This is a genomic window from Streptomyces sp. NPDC005963, from assembly GCF_040638655.1.
Taxonomy (GTDB): Bacteria; Actinomycetota; Actinomycetes; order Streptomycetales; family Streptomycetaceae; genus Streptomyces.
In genome coordinates this window covers 1-20,030 of sequence record NZ_JBEXVD010000048.1, presented here as the reverse complement: position 1 = coordinate 20,030, position 20,030 = coordinate 1, and the positions used below count along the sequence as shown (strand labels likewise).

Sequence of the window (20,030 nt, the reverse complement as noted above, 5' to 3'; positions counted from 1 at the left end):
CGCAACACCCCCACCAACGACCACCCCACCAAAGACCCCAACACCCGCTCACACTCACCCATCCACCACCCAAACACCACCGACTCATCCAACAAACCCACCGCCATCCCCACCCACTGCGACCCCTGCCCCGGAAACACCAACACCGAACGACCCGACACCACCCCACCACTCATCAACACATTCGACGCGGGCAACCCCTGCCCCAACGCCGCAACACCCGCCAACAACTCATCACGACCAGACCCCACCACCACCGCGCGTTGTCCCAGCACGGCACGTCCCGTGGCCAGGGAGTACGCCACATCGACCGCGGACGCGTCCTGTCCGTCGCCCGCCTCGCGCGACAGTGCTGCCGCCTGATCCCGCAGGGCCTCAGAGCTCCGCGCCGAGAGCAGCCACGGCACGGCGGTGGGCACATGCTCCGGCGTCTCCGGCTGGTCGGCCAGGGCTGCCGCGGGCGCCTGTTCCAGGATGATGTGGGCGTTGGTACCGCTCACACCGAAGGAGGACACACCCGCCCGCCGCGGACGACCCGTGTCCTCCCACGCCCGTGCCTCCGTCAACAACTGCCCCGCCCCCGCCGACCAGTCCACATTCGGCGTGGGACCGTCGACGTGCAGCGTCTTCGGCATCACCTCGCGCTGCAACGCCAACACCGACTTGATCACACCGCCCACACCGGCAGCCGCCGACGCATGGCCGATGTTCGACTTCAACGACCCGATCCACACCGGACGCTCGACGGGCCGGTCCTGGCCATACGTGGCCAACAGCGCCTGCGCCTCGATCGGATCACCCAGTGTCGTACCCGTACCGTGTGCTTCCACCAGGTCCACATCGGACGCCGTCAGCCCTGCGTCCGCCAACGCCGCCCGGATCACCCGCTGCTGCGACGGACCGTTCGGCGCTGTCAGACCGTTGCTCGCCCCGTCCTGGTTCACCGCCGAACCACGCACCACCGCAAGCACCGGGTGGCCGTTGCGACGGGCGTCCGACAAACGCTCGACCAGCAGCATCCCCACGCCCTCGCCGAAGCCGGTGCCGTCGGCACCCGCCGCGAAGGACTTGCAGCGTCCGTCCGGGGCAAGACCGCCCTGCCGGCTGAACTCCACGAACAACTCGGGGCTGCACATCACGTTCACACCGCCGGCCAGGGCCATGGAGCACTCACCTGACCGCAACGCCCGTACCGCCAGATGGAGTGCGACCAAGGACGACGAGCACGCGGTGTCCACGGTGACCGCAGGGCCTTCCAGTCCGAAGACGTAGGCCAGGCGCCCGGAGACGATGCTCCCCGAGTTGCCGGTGCCGAGGAACCCCTCGACCTCGTCGGGGATGCGGGGCAGGAGGCGTGCCGCGTAGTCCTGCTGCATCAGGCCGACATAGGTGCCGATGGGAGCCCCGTGCAGGGTGGTCGGGTCGATGGCCGCGCGTTCGAACAGTTCCCAGGTCGTCTCAAGGAGCAGTCGCTGCTGCGGGTCCATCGCCAGCGCCTCACGCGGGGAGATACCGAAGAACTCCGCATCGAATTCGGCCGCGTCGTAGAGGAATCCCCCGTTGCGCGTGATGGAGGTGCCGGCGTGGTCGGGGTTCGGGTCGAAGAGGGCGTCCAGTCCCCAGCCGCGGTCCGTCGGGAACTCGGAGATGCCGTCGCGGCCTTCGGCCAGCATCTGCCAGAGGTCCTCGGGCGAGCGGACACCGCCGGGGAATCGGCAGGCCACGGAGACGATCGCGATCTGATCGTCGTCGGCGTTCCGCTCCCTGCCTGTCGGGGCTACGGAAGCGGCGGTGGCCGGCTCAGGTCGACCATCCGTCAGCCCATCCCGTAGGAAGTTCGCCAGGGCGGTCGGCGTCGGGTAGTCGAACACCAGACTTGCGGGAAGACGGAGCCCGGTCGCGGTGTTGAGGCGGTTCCGCAGTTCCACCGAGGCCAGCGAGTCGAACCCGAGTTCGCGAAACGCCCGCCCGGCGTCGAGGGCGTCCGGGGACGCGTGACCGAGCACGGCCGCCGCATGGGTGCGGACCAGCTCGACCAGTTCCCGCAGCCGTCCGGCAGGGTCGAGACCCGCGAGGCGCTGGCGCAGGGCGTTGTCGTCGACCGTCGTGTTCGTGGTCGTCGCCGCCCGCCGGAGAGGTGTCCGTACGAGACCCCGCAGCAGCGGCGGCAGGGTTCCGGCCTCCGCTGCGGACCGCAGGGCGACCGTGTCCAGGCGCATCGGCACCAGGGCGTCCCTGTCCACGGTCAGGGTGGTGTCGAACAGCGCGAGCCCCTGGTCGGTGGTGAGCGGCGGCATTCCGGAGCGGGCGATGCGCCGCACGTCGGCGTCGTCCAGGTGACCGGTCAAGGCACTGGGCTGCTCCCACAGCGTCCAGGCCAGGGACTGACCGGCCAGCCCCCTCGCCCGTCGCGACTCGGCGAGGGCGTCGAGGAAGGCGTTGGCCGCGGCGTAGTTGGCCTGCCCGGGGCCCCCGAAGGTGCCTGCGGCCGAGGAGAAGAGGACGAACGCCGCGAGGTCGAGATCGCGGGTCAACTCGTGCAGGTTGAGCGCGGCGTCCACCTTGGGGCGCAGCACGGCGTCCACCCGCTCGGGCGTGAGCGCCGTGACGATGCCGTCGTCAAGGGTGCCGGCGGTGTGGACCACGGCGGTCAGCGGGTGGTCGGCTGGCAGGTCCGCGAGCACCGCCGCGAGGGCGTCCCGGTCGGCGGCGTCGCAGGCGACGATCCTGACCTCGGCTCCCAACGCCCCGAGTTCGGTTCGCAGATCCTCGGCCCCTGCGGCGCCCGGTCCGCTGCGGGAGAGCAGCAGCAGTCGCCGAACGCCGTGTCCGGCGACCAGTCGGCGGGCGACATGGGACCCGAGCAGACCGGTGCCGCCCGTGATGAGGACCGTCCCCGCCGGGTTCAGTGCCCGGACGGCGGCGGCCGACCTTTCCGGTTCGACCTTCGCGACCCTGGCCAGGCGGGGCACGCGTACGTCCACGCCCCGCACGGCCGACTGCGGTTCACCCGAAGCAAGTGCCGCTGCCACACCGGCTGAGGTCCCGGACTCATCGGCCGGATCGACGTCGAGCAGGGCGAAGCGCCCCGGGTGCTCGGACTGGGCGGAGCGGACCAGGCCCCAGACCGCACGGTGCGCAGGGTTCCGTACGGCTTCCCCCGCGCTGACCGCACCGCGGGTGCGGAAGACCAGCCGGGAACCGGTGAAGCGCTCGTCGGCCAGCCAGGTCTGCACGTCCGCGAGGACCTGGTGCACGGTGGCGCGGACCGCCTCGGCCGGGCCGCTCGCGTCCCCGTGTTCCCCATGCTCCCCGTGCTCCCCGCAGGCCAGCACCACCGTCTCGGGCACCGGCGCTCCCGCGTCGACCTCGGCGATCAGCGAAGCCAGGTCGGTGGCGAGGTGCATGGGTGTTCCGGCCCCGGATGAGGACACCGGGATCCACTCCACCTCGTATAGGTCGTGATGGTTGCTGCCGCTGCCGCCGCCGTCGGCGGCGGATCCCTCGGTGACGGGCGGCCGGAGCACCAACGATTCCACCGTCGCAACGGCACGGCCCGTCGGGTCGGCGACCTGGAGCGACACCGCGTCGGGGCCCGCCGGGGCGAGCTTGACCCGTATCGCGGTGGCGCCGGTGGCGTACAGGGCGACACCGTTCCAGGAGAACGGCAGCCGTCCTCCGGGGTGCGCGTCCGCGGCGGCGGTGCCGGGCAGTCCGGTGGCGTGCAGGGCCGCGTCCAGCAGTGCCGGGTGCAGGGCGAAGCGGTCGGCATCGGGTGAGGGTCCACCGGGCAGGACGGCTTCGGCGAAGACCTCGTCACCCCGTCGCCAGGCCGCCCGCAACCCCTGGAAAGCGGGGCCGTAGACGAATCCGCCCGCGGCGAAGAGGTCGTACAGCCCGTCGACGGCGATCGGTTCGGCGCCGGGCGGCGGCCAGAGCGCCAGTTCGTCGTCCTCGGCCCGCCCCGCGGCGAGCCGCTCGTTCTCCTCGACCAGCACGCCCTCGGCGTGCCGCGTCCATGCGTCGCCCTCCGCGCCCTCCCAGGACCCCGTGTCCGGTCGGGAGTGGAGACTCAGGGGGCGGCGCCCCTCCCGGTCGGGTGCGCCCACGGCCAGGCGCAACATCGTCCCGCCGTGCTCGGGTAGTACGAGGGGTGCTTCCAGGGTGAACTCCTCGACCCGGGGGCAGCCGATACGGGCTCCGGCTTGCAGTGCGAGTTCCAGGAAGGCGGTTCCCGGGAGCAGCACGCTGCCCCGGACCGCGTGGTCGGCCAACCAGGGGTGGGTCTGGGTCGACAGCCGCCCGGTGAGCAGCAGGCCGTCGCTGTCCGCGAGCACCACGATCGCGCCCAACAGCGGGTGGTCGGCGGGGGCGAGGCCCGCCGAGGTCACATCGGCGGCAGGGGCGGCGCCGTCCCCGAGCCAGTACTGTTCCCGCTGGAACGCATAGGTCGGCAGTTCCACCAGCCCGGGTCGTCGCCGGGGGAAGACTGCGTCCCAGTCCAACGGCACGCCGCGCAGGTGCAGTTCGGCCAGCGACTCGGTGAATCTGCGCAGCCCGCCCTCGTCGCGGCGCAGCGTGCCGACTGCCGTGGCGTCGGCGCCCGTGTCCTCGACGGTCTCCAACACGCCGACGTTGAGCACCGGGTGCGGGCTGCTCTCCAACAGCACCTGGTAGCCGTCCGCCAGCAGGGCCCTGGTCGCCTGCTCGAACCGAACGGTCCCGCGCAGGTTTTGGTACCAGTAGTCGGCGCCGCCCAGGATGGACGTGTCGTCCAGTAGGCCGCCGCTGACCGTGGAGTAGAAGGGGATCTCGGAGCGCCGGGGAGTCAGCCCGGCCAACCGGGTCAGCAACTCCGCGCGGATGTCCTCGACCTGGCTGCTGTGCGATGCGTAGTCGACGGGAATCCGCCGGCTTCGTATCTGTCGGGACGTCGCCTGTCCGAGGAACTCCTCCAGTGCGTCCGCGTCCCCGGAGACCACCGTGGAGGCGGGTCCGTTCACCGCCGCGACCGACAGTCGGCCGTCCCAGCCGGCGATCCACTCGTCGACCTGCGCGGCTGGCAGCGCCACGGACGCCATTCCGCCGCGACCGGAGAGGGCCCGTATCGCCCGGCTGCGCAGCGCGACCACCCGCGCGGCGTCGTCCAACGAGAGGGCACCCGCGACGCACGCCGCCGCGATCTCCCCTTGTGAGTGGCCGATCACCGCGCCCGGGGTGACGCCGTAGGAGCGCCACAGCTCCGCGAGCGAGACCATCACCGCCCACAACACCGGCTGCACCACGTCCACCCGTTCCGGCGGAGGCGTGCCGGGCACACCGCGCAGAACGGCTTCCAACGACCAGTCGACGAACGGCGCGAGGGCACGCTCGCAGTCGGCGAGCCGGGTGGCGAAGATCGGTGCGGTGTCCAGGAGTTCCACCGCCATCCCGGCCCACTGCGACCCCTGGCCGGGGAAGACGAGCGCGACCTCGCCGCCCGATCCTGCGATGCCGCGCACCAGGCCGGGGGCGGGTGCGTCCGCGGCCAGGGCGTCGAGGGCGCTACGGAACTCGTCCGGGTCGGCGCCGATCAGCACGGCGCGGTGTTCGTGTGAGGCGCGGGTCGTCGCCAGGGCGTGCCCCACCTCTGCGGGGCCCGGCCCGGGGCGGGCGTCCAGGTGTGCCCGGAGCCGTCCGGCTTGCGCGCGCAACGCGTCGGCGGTGCGGCCGGAGAGCACCCAGGGCAGGACCTGCGGCAGGGGGCCGCTGTCCGGTGTCCCTTCCGCAACGGTCTGCTCGGCCGGGTCGTGCGCCTGTTCCAGGACGACGTGTCCGTTGGTGCCGCTGACACCGAACGAGGACACGGCCGCCCGGCGCGGGCGTCCGGTCTCCGGCCATGGGGTGCTCTCGGTGACCAGGCGTACGGCGCCCGCGGTCCAGTCGATCTGTGGTGACGGCTCGTCAGCGTGCAGGGTCGGCGGTACCGTCCCGTGTCGCATGGCCAGCACGGCCTTGATGACGCCGCCGACGCCGGCCGCCGCCTGGGTGTGTCCGATGTTGGACTTCAGCGAACCCAGCAGCAGCGGCTGCCCGTCCGCTCGCCCCTGCCCGTACGTGGCCAACAGTGCCTGGGCCTCGATCGGGTCGCCCAGCGGGGTGCCGGTGCCGTGGGCCTCCACCACGTCCACCTCAGCGGGGGTGAGCCCTGCGTTGGCCAGGGCCTGGCGGATCACCCGCTGCTGCGCGGGGCCGTTGGGGGCGGTGAGCCTGCTGCTCGCCCCGTCCTGGTTGACGGCGCTGCCACGGATCAGTGCGAGCACCGGGTGCCCGTTGCGCCGGGCGTCGGAGAGCCGCTCCAACAACAGCATCCCCACGCCCTCGCCCCAGCCGGTGCCGTCCGCGGCGGCGGCGAAGGACTTGCAGCGGCCGTCCCTGGCCAGACCGCCCTGCCGGCTCATCTCCACGAACGGGACGGGCGTCGACATCACCATCGCACCACCGGCCAGCGCCAGGGTGCAGTCGCCCTGCCGCAGCGCCTGCGCGGCGAGGTGGATCGCGACCAGCGAGGACGAGCAGGCGGTGTCGACGCTGACGGCAGGTCCCTCCAGACCGAACGTGTACGCGACCCGGCCCGAGGCGACGCTGTCGGAACTGCCGCTGCCGATGTAGCCGGCCACGTCGTCGGGGACCTGGCGCAGCCGCACCGCGTAGTCCTGGTACATCACCCCCGCGAAGATCCCGGTGCTGCTGCCGCGCAGTGTCGCGGGGTCGATCCCGGCCCGCTCGAACGCTTCCCAGGTGGTTTCGAGCAGCAGTCGCTGCTGGGGGTCCATGGCCAGTGCCTCGCGCGGGGAGATCCCGAAGAACCCGGGGTCGAACCGCCGCACGCCGTCGAGGAAGCCGCCCTGCACGGCGTAGCTGGTGCCGTTGCGCAGTTGCTCGGGATCGTCGAGGTGGTCCAGGTCCCAGCCGCGATCGTCGGGGAAGCCCGTGATCGCGTCGGTGCCGGTGGTGACGAGCCGCCACAGGTCTTCCGGCGACTCGACGCCGCCCGGGTACCGGCAGCTCATCGCGACGATGGCGATCGGTTCGCGGCCTGCTGCCTCGGCCTCGGTCAGGCGCTGCCGGGTCCGGTGCAGGTCCGCCGTCACACGCTTGAGGTAGTCCCTCAGCTTGTCGTCGTTCACCATGTACGTCGCCACCTCGGTTCGCGTGCCTGGGTCGGCGTCATGACATGCCGAGTTCGTTGTCGATGAAGTCGAAGATCTCGTCGTCGGTCGCACCGTCCATGCGGTCCTCGATCCCGTCGTCGCTGCCGGTGCCGTTGGTCGCACCGGCCGTCGGATCGAGGCGTGCCAGGAGCTCCTGGAGCCGGCCGGTGAGTTGGTCGCGGGCCGCGCCGTCGTCGACGCCGTTGCCGAGGGCGAGTTCCAGCCGGTGCAGTTCGTCCAGTCCCGGGACCGGGTCCGAGCCGGGTTCGGGGACCAGCTCGACGGACAGGTGTCCGGCGATCGCGGCCGAGGTCGGATGGTCGAAGAGCAGGGTCGCCGGGAGTTGGAGTCCGGTGGCGGCGCGGAGCCGGTTCCGCAGCTCCACCGCCGTCAGCGAGTCGAAGCCGATCTCCAGCAGCCCGCGGCCCGGCTCGACGGCGGCAGGGCCGCTGTGGCCGAGCACCATCGAGGCATGGGAGCGGACCAGGTCGAGCAGGACGCGTTCGCGCTGGGGGCCGTTGAGCGTGCCGAGCCGCTTCTTCAGCGCAGCGGCCTGCTCGGGTCCAGCGTCGGTGGCGCGGCCGGCCGTTCCGCGCCGGGCCGCGGGGCGCACCAGGCCGCGCAGCAGGGCCGGGACCCCGCCGGTCGCGGCCTGGCCCCGTACCGCCGCCGTGTCCAGCCGCAGCGGGAGGACGACCGTCTCGTCCAGTGTCCCGGCCGCGTCGAACAATGCGAGTCCTTCCGCCGGGGTGAAGGCGACGATCCCGCCCCTGGCGATCCGTTGCAGGTCGGCCTTGGTGAGACCGCCGGTCATCCCGGTCCGGTTGGCCCAGAGCCCCCAGGCGAGGGAGCGTCCGGCCAGACCGTCGGCCCGGCGCCGGTGGGCGAGTGCGTCCAGGAAGGCGTTGGCGGCGGCGTAGTTGCCCTGGCCCATGCCGCCGAAGACGCCGGCGATGGACGAGAACAGGACGAACTCGGAGAGGTCCAGGTCGGCGGTCAGCTCGTGCAGGTTGACCGCCGCGTCCACCTTGGGGCGGAGCACCCGGTCGAGCTGGTCGGGCGTCATGGTGGCGACCACGCCGTCGGCGAGGACGCCCGCGGCGTGCACCACTGCGGTCAGCGGGTGTGCGGAGGGCAGACCGGCCAGCAGGCTTGCGAGCGCGTCGCGGTCGGCGGCGTCGCAGACGGTGATCTCGGCCTGCGCGCCCAGCGCTGCGAGGTCGGCGAGGAGTTCCGCCGCCCCTTCTGCGCGCGGGCCGCTGCGGCTGGTCAGCAGGAGGTGCCTGACGCCGTGTTCGGCGGCCAGATGACGGGCTACCTGCGCACCGATGGCGCCGGTGCCGCCGGTGATCAGGACGGTTCCTCGCGCGTCCCAGCCGGGCCTGCGCTCGGTCGCGGACCGTGGCACCCGGGCCAGTCGGGCGATGTGCACCGCTCCGGCCCGGATCGCGAGTTGGGGCTCACCGGAGGCGAGTGCCTCGGCAAGAGCCGCGGGTGATGCCTCGTGGGTGTCCAGGTCGAGCAGGACGAAGCGGTCGGGGTTCTCCGTCTGTGCCGAGCGGACCAGTCCCCATACCGCTGCCAGGGCCAGGTCCGGGACCTCGTCGGCGACGGTCACCGCGCCCGAGGTCACCAGGACCAGTCGGGACTCGGCGAGGCGTTCGTCCGCCAGCCAGTCGCGCAGGAGTGCGAGGACTTCACCGACACTGTCGTGTACCGCGTCGCCCAGTCCGCCGGCCGGTTCGGCCGACCCGGTGGAGGACGGGACGGTCGTCAGCACCAGTCGGGGCGGCGGTGTGCCCGCGTCCATCAGTCGGGCCAGTGCGGGGAGGTCCTGCACGGCCCGGCCCGGGAGCGGTGGGGAGCCGGGCCGCCAGGGCGTCTGCGGACCGAGCACGGTCCATGTCTCCGGTCCGGAGGCGCTGTCCGCGGCCGTCCCTGAACGCTCGGGGAGAGCCTGCCATTCGGGTCGGTACAGGTCCTCGTGGTGCCCGCTCCGTTCGGCCTTGAACTGATCGGCCGAGACGGGCCGGAGCACGAGGGACCGTGCCGAGGCCACCAGTTGGCCGGTGCCGTCGGTCGCCAGGACAGCGACGGCGTCCCGACCGGTGGGGGTGAGCCGGAGCCGGAGTTCTGACGCGCCCGATGCGTGGAGCCGCACCCCGTTCCAGGAGAACGGGAGCCACCCCTTGGCGGGCCCCTGGAGCACGTCGAACACCAGCGCGTGCAGTGCCGAGTCCAGGAGTGCCGGGTGCAGGCCGAATCCGTTCGCGTCCGGCTGCTGTTGCGGGGGCAGACTTGCGGCGGCGAAGACCTCGTCGCCGAGGCGCCAGGCAGCCCTCAGGCCCTGGAACGCGGGACCGTAGGCGAATCCGCCCTCGGCGAAGCGCTCGTAGAGACCCTCCACGTCGAGTGGTACGGCGCCGGCCGGCGGCCAGGTGGTGAGTTCTGCCGGGTCGGCCGGGGCCGGCTCTTCGCCGGCGGTCAGCAGGCCGCTCGCATGGCGGGTCCAGGGCGCGTCGGGGCCGGACTCCTCGGGCCTGGCGTGGACGCTCAGCGGGCGGGCACCAAAACCGTCCGGGGCTCCGACCGTGAGTTGCAGGGCGACCGCACCGCTCGCGGGGAGCACCAGGGGCGCCTCCAGGGTGAGTTCCTCGACCTGGTCGCAGCCGACCTCGTCGCCCGCGCGGACCGCGAGTTCCAGGAAGGCGGTGGCCGGGAACAGTACGCCCTCGAAGACCCCATGGTCAGCGAGCCACGGATGGCTGCGGACCGAGAGCCGGCCCGTGAACAGGAAGCCGTCGGATTCGGCGAGTTCCGAGCCGGCGCCGAGCAGTGGGTGATCGGCCGTCAGCAGTCCGGCGGACGGCAGGTCCGCTCCGGCTGAGTTGCCCTCCAGCCAGTAGCTCTGGCGCTGGAAGGGGTAGGTCGGCAGGTCGACGGAGTCGGCTCCGCTACCGGAGTGGACGGCCTTCCAGTCCACCAGGACGCCGTGGACGTGCAGCCTGGCCAGGGCGGCTGTCGCCGCGTCCGTCTCGGTCCTGTCCCTGCGCAGCAGCGGTACCAGCACGGCAGCGCCGGCGGGGTCGGTGTCCTGTGTCAGGCAGTCCTGCCCCATGGTGCTGAGTGCGCCATCGGGTCCGAGTTCCAGGAACGCGGTGACGCCCTCGCGTTCCAGCCGGCGCATTCCGTCCTGGAACCGCACCGTGCCGCGCACGTGTTCCACCCAGTGGTCCGGCGAGCCGAGTTGCTCGGCAGTGGCCGGCTCCCCGGTCAGGTCGGAGATGATCGGGACGGTGGCTTCTCCCCTCTCGATCCCCGCGGCGACCTTGCGGAACTCGGCGAGCATCGGCTCCATCAGGGCGGAGTGGAAGGCGTGGCTGACCCGGAGCTGACGGGTCTTGTGCCCGCGCTCGGCGAGTACGGCGGCGAGTTCGGCCACCTCCGCCTCGTCGCCCGAGATCACGGTGGAGGCCGGGCCGTTGACCGCTGCCAGTCCGACGGAACTCTCCCGGCCCGCGAGGAGCGGTAGTACGTCCTCCTCGGGGACGGCGAGGGCGAACATCGCGCCTCCGGTCGGCAGGGCCTGCATCAGTCGGCCCCGCGCGGCCACCAGGGCGGCGGCGTCGGACAGCGAGAGCACACCGGCGACGTGTGCGGCGGCCAGTTCTCCCACCGAGTGGCCGAGCAGGTAGTCAGGTCGCACACCCCAGTTCTCGACCAGCCGGAACAGGGCGACACCGAGCGCGAACAGGGCGGGTTGGGTGTATCCGGTGAGGTCCAGCAGGCCGTGGTCGGGGGTGCCGGGGGCCGCGTCGATCACTTCGCGCAGCGAGCGGTCCAGCAGGGGATCGAGCTCCGCGCAGACCGCGTCGAAGGCATCCGCGAAGACGGGGAAGCGTGCGTACAACTCGGCGCCCATGCCGGATCGCTGGCTGCCCTGGCCGGGGAACAGGAAGGCGGTCTTCCCGGGCGCGCCGCTGACGCCCTGCACCAGGTCCGTGGACGGCTCGGCCGAGGCGAGGGCGGTGAGCCCGTGCAGCAGGGATTCCCGGTCCGTGCCGGTGACGGCGGCCCGGTGTTCGAAGGCGCTTCGGTTCAGTGCCAGCGAGTAGCCGACGTCGGCCACATCGAGCTGCGGGTTCCGCTCCACGCGGCGGAGTAGCCGCCCGGCCGTCTCGCGCAGTGCGTCGGCGCTCCGCGCGGACAGCAGCCACGGGAGAGCAGACGTGTCCTGGACGTTCACGGCGGCGGGCGAAGGGGCCTTGCGGGGGGCGGTGGTCGGTTCCCGGTCCGGGTCGGTGGGGTGTTCCAGGATGGTGTGGGCATTGGTGCCGCTCACGCCGAACGACGACACCGCGGCCCGTCGCGGACGGCCGGTCACTGGCCACGGGGTGTTCTCGGTGAGAAGCCGTACCGCGCCGGCCGACCAGTCCACGTAGGGCGTCGGCTCGTCGATGTGCAAGGTGCGCGGCAGTTCACCGTGCCGCATGGCCTGCACCATCTTGATGATCCCGGCCACCCCGGCGGCGGCCTGGCTGTGCCCGATGTTCGACTTCAGCGACCCCAGCCACAACGGCCGGTCCGCCACCCGCTCCTGACCGTAGGTCGCCAGCAGGGCCTGGGCTTCGATCGGATCGCCCAGTTTGGTCCCGGTGCCGTGCGCTTCCACCGCGTCCACCTCGGTCGCCGCCAGCCCTGCGTTGGCGAGCGCCGACCGGATCACCCGCTGTTGCGAGGGGCCGTTGGGCGCGGTCAGGCCGTTGCTGGCACCGTCCTGGTTCACGGCCGAGCCGCGTACGAGGGCGAGCACCGGGTGCCCGTTGCGCCGGGCGTCGGAGAGCCGTTCGAGGACGAGCAGCCCTGCGCCCTCGGCCCATGAGGTGCCGTCCGCTGCGGCGGCGAAGGGCTTGCAGCGTCCGTTCTCGGCGAGCACGCGCTGTCGGCTGAACTCCACGAACGCGCCCGGCGTCGACATCACGGTCACCCCGCCGGCGAGTGCGAGCGAGCACTCCCCGGCCCGCAGTGACTGCGCCGCCAGGTGCACCGCCACCAGTGACGAGGAGCACGCCGTGTCCACGGTCACCGCGGGTCCTTCCAGACCGAGGCTGTAGGAGATCCGTCCGGACGCCACGCTGCCCGCACTGCCGATGCCGAGGTAGCCCTCGAACTCCTCGGACGGCTCGGTGACCCGCGAGCCGTAGTCGTGGTGGCTGCAACCGACGAAGACGCCGCTGCGGCTGCCCTTCAGCGACAGCGGGTCGATGCCGGCCCGCTCGAACGCTTCCCAGGAGAGTTCGAGCAGCAGCCGCTGCTGGGGGTCGATGGTGAGCGCCTCACGGGGTGAGATGCCGAAGAACGCCGGGTCGAAGCGGTCCGCCTCGTGCAGGAAGCCGCCCTCTTGGGCGTAGGTGCTGCCGACCTGGTCGGGGTCGGGGTCGTAGAGGCCCTCCAGGTCCCAGCCGCGTCCGGTGGGGAAGCCGGAGATCGCGTCCTGGCCGGTGGTGACCAGCTCCCACAGCTCCTCGGGTGTGCTGATGCCACCGGGGTAGCGGCAGCTCATCGCGACGACGGCGATCACGTCGTCGTCAACGCCGGTTGCCGGCAACGGTGCCGCCTTGGGGACGGCGTCGGTCGCGGTGACGGAGGCCCCCGGCAGTTCGGTGCGCAGATGGGCGGCCAGCACCGTCGCGGTGGGATAGTCGAAGGCCAGGGTCACCGACAGCCGTAGCCCGGTGGCCTCGGCGAGCCGGTTGCGCAGTTCGACGGCGGTCAGCGAGTCGAAGCCGATGTCCTTGAACACCTGGTCGGGTTCCACCGCTTCGGGTCCTGCGTGGCCGAGCACGGCGGCGACTTCGACCCGGACCAGGTGCAGCAGGGCCTGGTCCCGTTCGGCCGGGGACAGCCCGGCCAGCCGCAGGGCCGGTGACTCCGTGCCGTCGGCAAGGGCCGGGCGCGCTGCCGCGAGCACCTCTCTCACCTCCGGCAGGTCGCCGATGGCGGCGCTGGGCCGGAGCGCGGTGAACGCCCGGGTGAAGCGGTCCCAGGCGAAATCGGCGATCAGCACCGCCGTGTCGTCGTGGTCGAGCGCCTGTTGGAGTGCGGCCGTGGCCAACTCGGGGTCCATGGCCGGCAGACCGTTGCGGACGAGCCGTTCGGCGACGGCTCCCGAGGCGAGGCTCTCGCCGCCCCAGAGGCCCCAGGCGACGGAGGTGCCCGGCAGCCCGAGGTCGCGGCGTTGTCGGGCCAGGGCGTCGAGGTAGGCGTTGGCTGCGGCATAGCTGCCCTGGCCGGTGCCGCCGAGCGTTCCGGCCAGCGAGGAGAACAGCACGAAGGCGGTCAGGTCGAGCTCGCGGGTGAGTTGGTCGAGGTTGCGGGCGCCGTCCAGCTTGGGACGCAGGACTCCGGCCGCACGCTCGGGAGTGATCGAGTCGATCACCCCGTCGTCCAGGACGCCCGCCGCGTGCAGGACGGCGCGCAGCGGGCGTTCGGGCGGGATGCCCGCCAGCAGGTCGGCCAGCGCGTCCCGGTCCGCGATGTCGCAGGCGGCCACGGTGACCTCGGCCCCGAGTTCGCGCAGTTCGGCGAGCAGGGCGTCCGCCCCCGGTGCCCGAGTGCCGCGACGGCTCGTCAGCAGGAGGTGCGCGGTGCCGGTGCGGGCGAGCCGTCGGGCGATCTGAGCGCCGACGCCGCCGGTTCCACCGGTGACCAGGACCGTGCCTTCGGGCGTCCAGCTGCGGAGCGGGGTCGTGTCACCGACTCCGGCGTGGACGAGCCTGCGGCCGTAGACGCCGGAGGCCCGTATCGCCAGTTGGTCCTCGCCTTCCAACCCCGACAGCACCTCGGCCAGTCGGGTCCGGCCCCGGTCGTCGAGCCGCTGTGGAAGGTCCACCAGTCCTGCCCAGCGCTGCGGGTACTCGACTCCGGCGACTCCGCCGAGGCCCCAGACCAACGCTTGCAGTGCGCTTTCGGTCCGGTCGGAGCGGCCGACCGAGACCGCTCCCCGGGTGGCGCACCAGAGCGGGGCGTCGGCGCCGAGGTCGCCCAGCGCCTGGAGCAGCGCGACCGTCAGCACCAGTCCGAGCGGTAGTGCCGAGTCCGCGCTGTGGGGTTCCTCGGCGAGGGCGAGCAGGGACAGCACCCCGGCAGGTGTGTCGCCGGTCAGGTCCTGCGCGTTGCGCAGCAGTTCGGTGAACCCGGCCCGGCCGGCCGCGTCCGGGCCCGCCTCGACGAGGACCGGCGCGGCGCCGTGAGCGCGCAGGGAGTTGAGGACGAACGCCACGGTCGGCTCGGCGGCGGTGCCGGCGGGGGCGATGACCAACCAGTTCCCGAAGAGCTCGGGCCGCCCGGGCGTGGGGAGGGGCTGCCAGGCGACGCGGTAGCGCCAACGGTCGGCGGTCGTGCTGCCGCGCCGTCCGCGCAGCCAGTCCGACAGGGTGGGGACGAGCGAGTCGAGGGAGGCGCGCAGTTCAGCGTCCTCGACCCGCAGGGTGGTGGCGAGGGTGTCCAGGTCCCCGCGGTCGATCGCTTCCCAGAACCCGGAGTCGGCCGCGTCGGGGCCGGTGGTGTCGTCGGACGGCCGGTCCGGGGCGATGGTGTCCAGCCAGTACTGCTGCCGTTGGAAGGCGTAGGTGGGCAGGGGCCGCTTCCGTGCGCCGGATCCGGCGAAGACCGGCTCCCAGTCCACTGGCGCTCCGTGGACCTGCAGTTCGGCCAGCGAGGTGAGGAAGCGGGCGGGGCCGCCTTCGTCGCGGCGCAGGGTTCCGACGACGGCGCCGTCGCCGACCTCGGCCGCCTCGACGGCCTGTTGCAGCCAGACCGTGAGTGCGGGGTGGGTGCTGCACTCGACGAAGGTGTGGTGCCCGTCGGCGATCAGCGCGCGGACCGCCCGTTCGAACTCCACGGGTCGGCGCAGATTGCGGTACCAGTACGCGGTGTCCAGGGCGGCGGTGTCCAGCAGGCCGCCACTGACCGTCGAGTAGAACGGGACGTCGGACGTCCGCGGTTCGATCCCGGCGAGCAGGGTCAGCAGCTCCTGTTCGATCTCTTCCACCTGTGCCGAGTGTCCGGCGAAGTCCACGCCGGGTACCGGCCAGGTCAGCACGCCCACCTCGGAGTACTGATCGCGCAGCTCCGCCAGCGCCGCCGGGTCGCCGGAGACCGTCACCGAGGCCGACCCGTTCACGGCGGCGATGTCGAGCACTCCTTCCCAGGCGTGAAGCGCCTCCCGTACGGCCTCGGCCGGCTGGGGTACGAACAGCATTTCGCCGCGTCCGGTCAGGGCGAGGAGGGCCCGGCTGCGCAGTGCGACGATCCGCGCGGCGTCATCGAGGGAGAGCGCTCCTGCCACGCAGGCGGCGGCGATCTCCCCCTGGGAGTGGCCCACGACGGCGTCCGGGACGATCCCGTGGGAACGCCACAGCTCGGCCAGGGACACCATCACGGCGAACAGCACCGGCTGCACCACGTCGACCCGGTCGAGTGGGGGCGCGTCGGGCTCGTCTCTGAGGACGGCGAGCAGCGACCAGTCCAGGTGCGGGGCGAGGGCGCGTTCGCAGGCGGCGATCCGCTCGGCGAAGACGGGCGCGAGGTCGAGCAGTTCCTGTGCCATCCCGGCCCATTGGGAGCCCTGGCCCGGGAAGACGAAGACGGTCCTGGTGGACCGGGCGACGGTGCCGCTGATCAGGTCGGGGGCACGTTTCCCGGTGGCCAGCGCATGCAGGCCGCGCAGCAGGGTCGCACGGTCGTCGCCGACGACGACGGCACGGTGTTCGAAGGCGGTCCTGGTGGTCGCCAGGGAGTAGCCGACATCGACGGGCGACAGTTCCGTACGCTCCGTCAGATGGTCGTGCAGCTGTGCCGCCTGGGTCTTTAGGGCGTCGAGGGTGCGCCCGGAGAGGATCCACGGAACGGTGACGGTTGGTGCGTCCGGTACCGCGGGCGGGTCGGTTACGGCAGGTGGGTCGGTTACGGCGGGCGGCTGCTCGATGATGACGTGGGCGTTGGTGCCGCTCAGTCCGAACGAGGAGACCCCGGCCCGGCGTGGACGGCCGGTCTCCGGCCAGTCGGTCGCCTCGGTCAGCAAGGACACGGACCCGGCGGCCCAGTCCACGTTCGGGGTCGGCCGGTCGATGTGGAGCGTCTGCGGCAGCACCCCGTGGCCCATCGCCAACACCATCTTGATGACGCCGGCGACACCGGCGGCGGCCTGGGTGTGGCCGATGTTGGACTTCAGCGAACCGAGCCACAACGGCCGGTCGTCCGGCCGGTCCTGCCCGTAGGTCGCCAGCAGGGCATCGGCCTCGATCGGGTCACCCAGCCGGGTACCGGTGCCGTGTGCCTCCACCACGTCCACGTCCGCGGCCGTCAACCGGGCGTTCGCCAGCGCGCCGCGGATCACCCGTTGCTGGGCCAGCCCACTGGGCGCGGTCAGTCCGTTGCTCGCACCGTCCTGGTTGATCGCCGAGCCGCGCAGGACCGCCAGTACCGGATGGTGGTTGCGCCGGGCGTCGGAGAGCCGTTCCAGCACCAGCACGCCCACGCCCTCGGCCATGCCGAAGCCGTCCGCCGAGGCGGCGAAGGACTTGCAGCGCCCGTCCTCGGCGAGCCCACGCTGTCGGCTGAAGCCGGTGAACGACAGGGGGGTGCCCATCACCGTCGCGCCGCCGGCCAGTGCCAGCGTGCACTCGCCCGAGCGCAGCGACTGGGCCGCGAGGTGCACCGCGACCAGCGACGACGAGCAGGCCGTGTCCACGGTCACGGCGGGCCCCTGGAGCCCCAGTTGGTAGGCGACGCGCCCGGACAGGACGCTGGTCGAGATGCCCGCGATGAACAGTCCCTCCAGCGCTTCGGGGACGTCCCGCAGGGTGCCGCCGTAGCCCTGGTAGGAGGCGCCGGCGAAGATCCCGGTGCTGGTGCCGTGCAGGGACGCCGGATCGATGCCGGCGCGCTCGATCGCTTCCCAGGACGTCTCAAGGAGCAGCCGTTGCTGCGGATCCATCGCCAGGGCCTCGCGGGGCGAGATGCCGAAGAACGCGGGGTCGAAGAGTCCGGCGTCGTGGACGAATCCGCCCGCGGCGGCGTAGCTCTTGCCGGGCCGGTCGGGATCCGCGTCGTAGAGGCCGTCCAGGTCCCAGCCCCGGTCGGACGGCAGTTCGGAGACCGCGTCGTGTCCGTCGGCGACCAGGCGCCACAGTTCCTCGGGGGTGCGCACTCCGCCGGGGTAGCGGCAGCTCATGGCCACGATCACGATCGGGTCTTCGTCTGCGTCGACGAGGGCCGGTGTGGGCGGGGGCGTGGCGGCGGGCTGGTCGACCGCTCCCAGCAGCTCGGTCTCCAGGTGCCGGGCCAGTGCGGTGGCGGAGGAGTAGTCGAAGACGACGGTGACGGGGAGGCGCAGCCCGGTGGCGGTGTTGAGCCGGTTGCGCATGTCCACCGCGGTCAGCGAGTCGAAGCCGAGGTCGCGGAAGGCACGGCCCGGGGCGACCGCGTCGGGCGAGTCGTGGCCGAGGACGGCGGCGGCCTGGGTCCGGACCAGGTCGATCAACACCCGTGTCCGCTCGGCCGCCGGGAGCGGGCCCAGCCGGTCGCGCAGTGCCGAGGACGCTCCGGCGGTCCCCACTGCTCCGTCGGGGCCGGCGACCGGTTCGGCGGCCAGGGCTCTGCGCACTTCGGGCAGGTCGGCGATCAGCGGGCTGGGGCGCGCCGAGGTGAACACCGGTGCGAAGCGGTCCCAATCGATGTCGGTGACCAGGACTACCGTCTCGTCGTGATCCAACACCTGTTGGAGACCGGTGATCGCCACGGCGGGCGGCATGAACAGCACGCCGTGGCCGCGGAGGGTTTCCTCGACGAGTTCGGCCGCCATGCCGGCCCCGTCCTCGGGGTTCCAGATCCCCCAGACCACGGACGTCGCGGCCAGCCCGCGGTTTCTGCGGTTCTCGGCGAGGCCGTCGAGGTAGGCGTTCGCGGCGGCGTAGGCGCCGTGGTCGGCGCTGCCCCAGACCCCGGAGATGGAGGAGAACAGGACGAACGCGTCGAGCGAGTCGCGGTCGAACAGCAGGTCCAGGTTCTTGGCCCCGCCGACCTTGGCGTAGAGCGTGTCCGCGAACTCGTCCAGGTCGGTCGTGGGCAGCGGCACCAGCAGTCCGGCCCCTGCGGCGTGGAAAACGGTGCCGATGGGGTGGCCGTCCCGCTCCAGGCCGTCCTTGAGTGCGCGCAGGGCGTCCAGGTCGGCGACGTCGCAGGAGGCCACGGTGACTCGGGCGCCGAGAGCGGTCAACTCATCGGACAGCTCCGGCGCGCCGGGCGCGTCCGGGCCGCGACGGCTGACCAACACCAGGTGCTCGGCTCCGCGCCGGGCCAGCCAGCGGGCGATCTGCGCGCCGATCCCACCGGTGCCACCGGTGATCAGTACGCTGCCTCCCGGCCGCCAGGACCGCCGCGGAGCGGTGTCGCCCAGGGCGGACCTCACCAGTCGTCGGCCGTGGCAGGCGGTCGCGCGTACGGCCAACTGGTCCTCGGACCCGGCTCCCTGGGCCAGCACCCGGCACAGGCGTGCGGCGGCGGTCGCATCCAGGGTTTCCGGGAGATCGACCAGTCCGCCCCAGCGCTGCGGGTACTCCAGCGCGGCCACCCGGCCGAGCCCCCAGAGCAGGTTCTGTGCGGCGCTGACGGGACTGTCGGCGTCCGTGAGCCCGACCGACACCGCACCGCGGGTCGCCCACCACAGGGGTGCGTCGACCCCGGCATCGCCGAGGGACTGCACCAGTGCCAGGTTCAGCGCCGTGCCCAGGGGGACGGTGGGGTGTACGGAGTGGGCGCGCTCGTCGAGGCCGAGCAACGACAACACCCCGGCGACCGGGCCGGCGACCGGTTGCAGGGCTTCGCGGATCCGGTCGGTCAGCACCGCGCGTTCGGCATCCGCCTCGGTGAGCAGTACGTGCAACACTGCGGCCCCGGCCTGCTCCAGGGCGTGGACGGTCTCAGCAGACCGTCGTGCCTGCTGCTCGGGCTGTGTGGCCGATGACAGAACGAGCCAGCTGCCGGCCAGTTGGGGCGCGGGGCCTTCGGGCAGGGCACGCCAGGTCACCCGGTAGCGCCAGGAGTCCACCACGGAGCGATCGGTGCGTTCGGTGCGCCAGGTCGTGAGCGCGGGGAGAACCACGTCGAGGGGGTCCTCACGGGTCACTCCGAGGGTTGCGGTGAACCGGTCCAGGTCGCCGCCGCCGAGGGCCTCCCAGAAGTCGTCCCCTTCGGAGGGGTGTCCGGGGCCGGCGTCCGGGGCGGCGGGGGTGTCCTCCAGCCAGTACGGGCGGCGTTGGAAGGGGTAAGTCGGCAGCGAGACGCCATCCGGGCGGTGTCCGGCGAACACTCGGTCCCAGTCCGGCGAGAGGCCGGCTGCATGGGCTTCGCCCAGCGACAACAGAAAGCGTTCGAGGCCGCCTTCGCCTCGCCGCAGGGTCCCCAGCACCACCGCTGGGCCCTGTGCGGAGTCGGCCGTGCCAGCCGCTTCGGCCGTCTCCTGGACGCCGAAGCCGAGTACGGGGTGGGGGCTGGGCTCGATGAAGAACCGGAAACCCTCCTCCAACAACCCCCGCGTCGCCGCCTCGAACTCCACCGTCTCCCGCAAATTCCGATACCAATACTCAGCATCCAACGATGCCGTATCCAACCAACCCCCAGTGACCGTCGAATAGAACGGCACCGACCCAGTAACCGGCGTGATATCCGCCAGGTCGGAAAGGATCTGCTCCCGCACCTCCTCCACCTGCACCGAATGCGACGCATAATCCACATCAATCAACCGCGCCCGCACCCCCTCCCCCACCAACAACT

General features: G+C 72.4%; 2 protein-coding genes. Both read right to left on the bottom strand.

Annotated elements, in window-relative coordinates; all coding sequences use genetic code 11:
* On the bottom strand, positions 1–7,172 hold a 7,172-nt coding region (locus ABZ348_RS33775), incomplete at its 3' end, for a type I polyketide synthase (protein ID WP_358939695.1).
* A gap of 37 nt (positions 7,173–7,209) precedes the next feature.
* Positions 7,210–20,030: type I polyketide synthase (locus ABZ348_RS33770; protein ID WP_358939693.1), on the bottom strand; the 12,821-nt coding region annotated here is incomplete at its 5' end.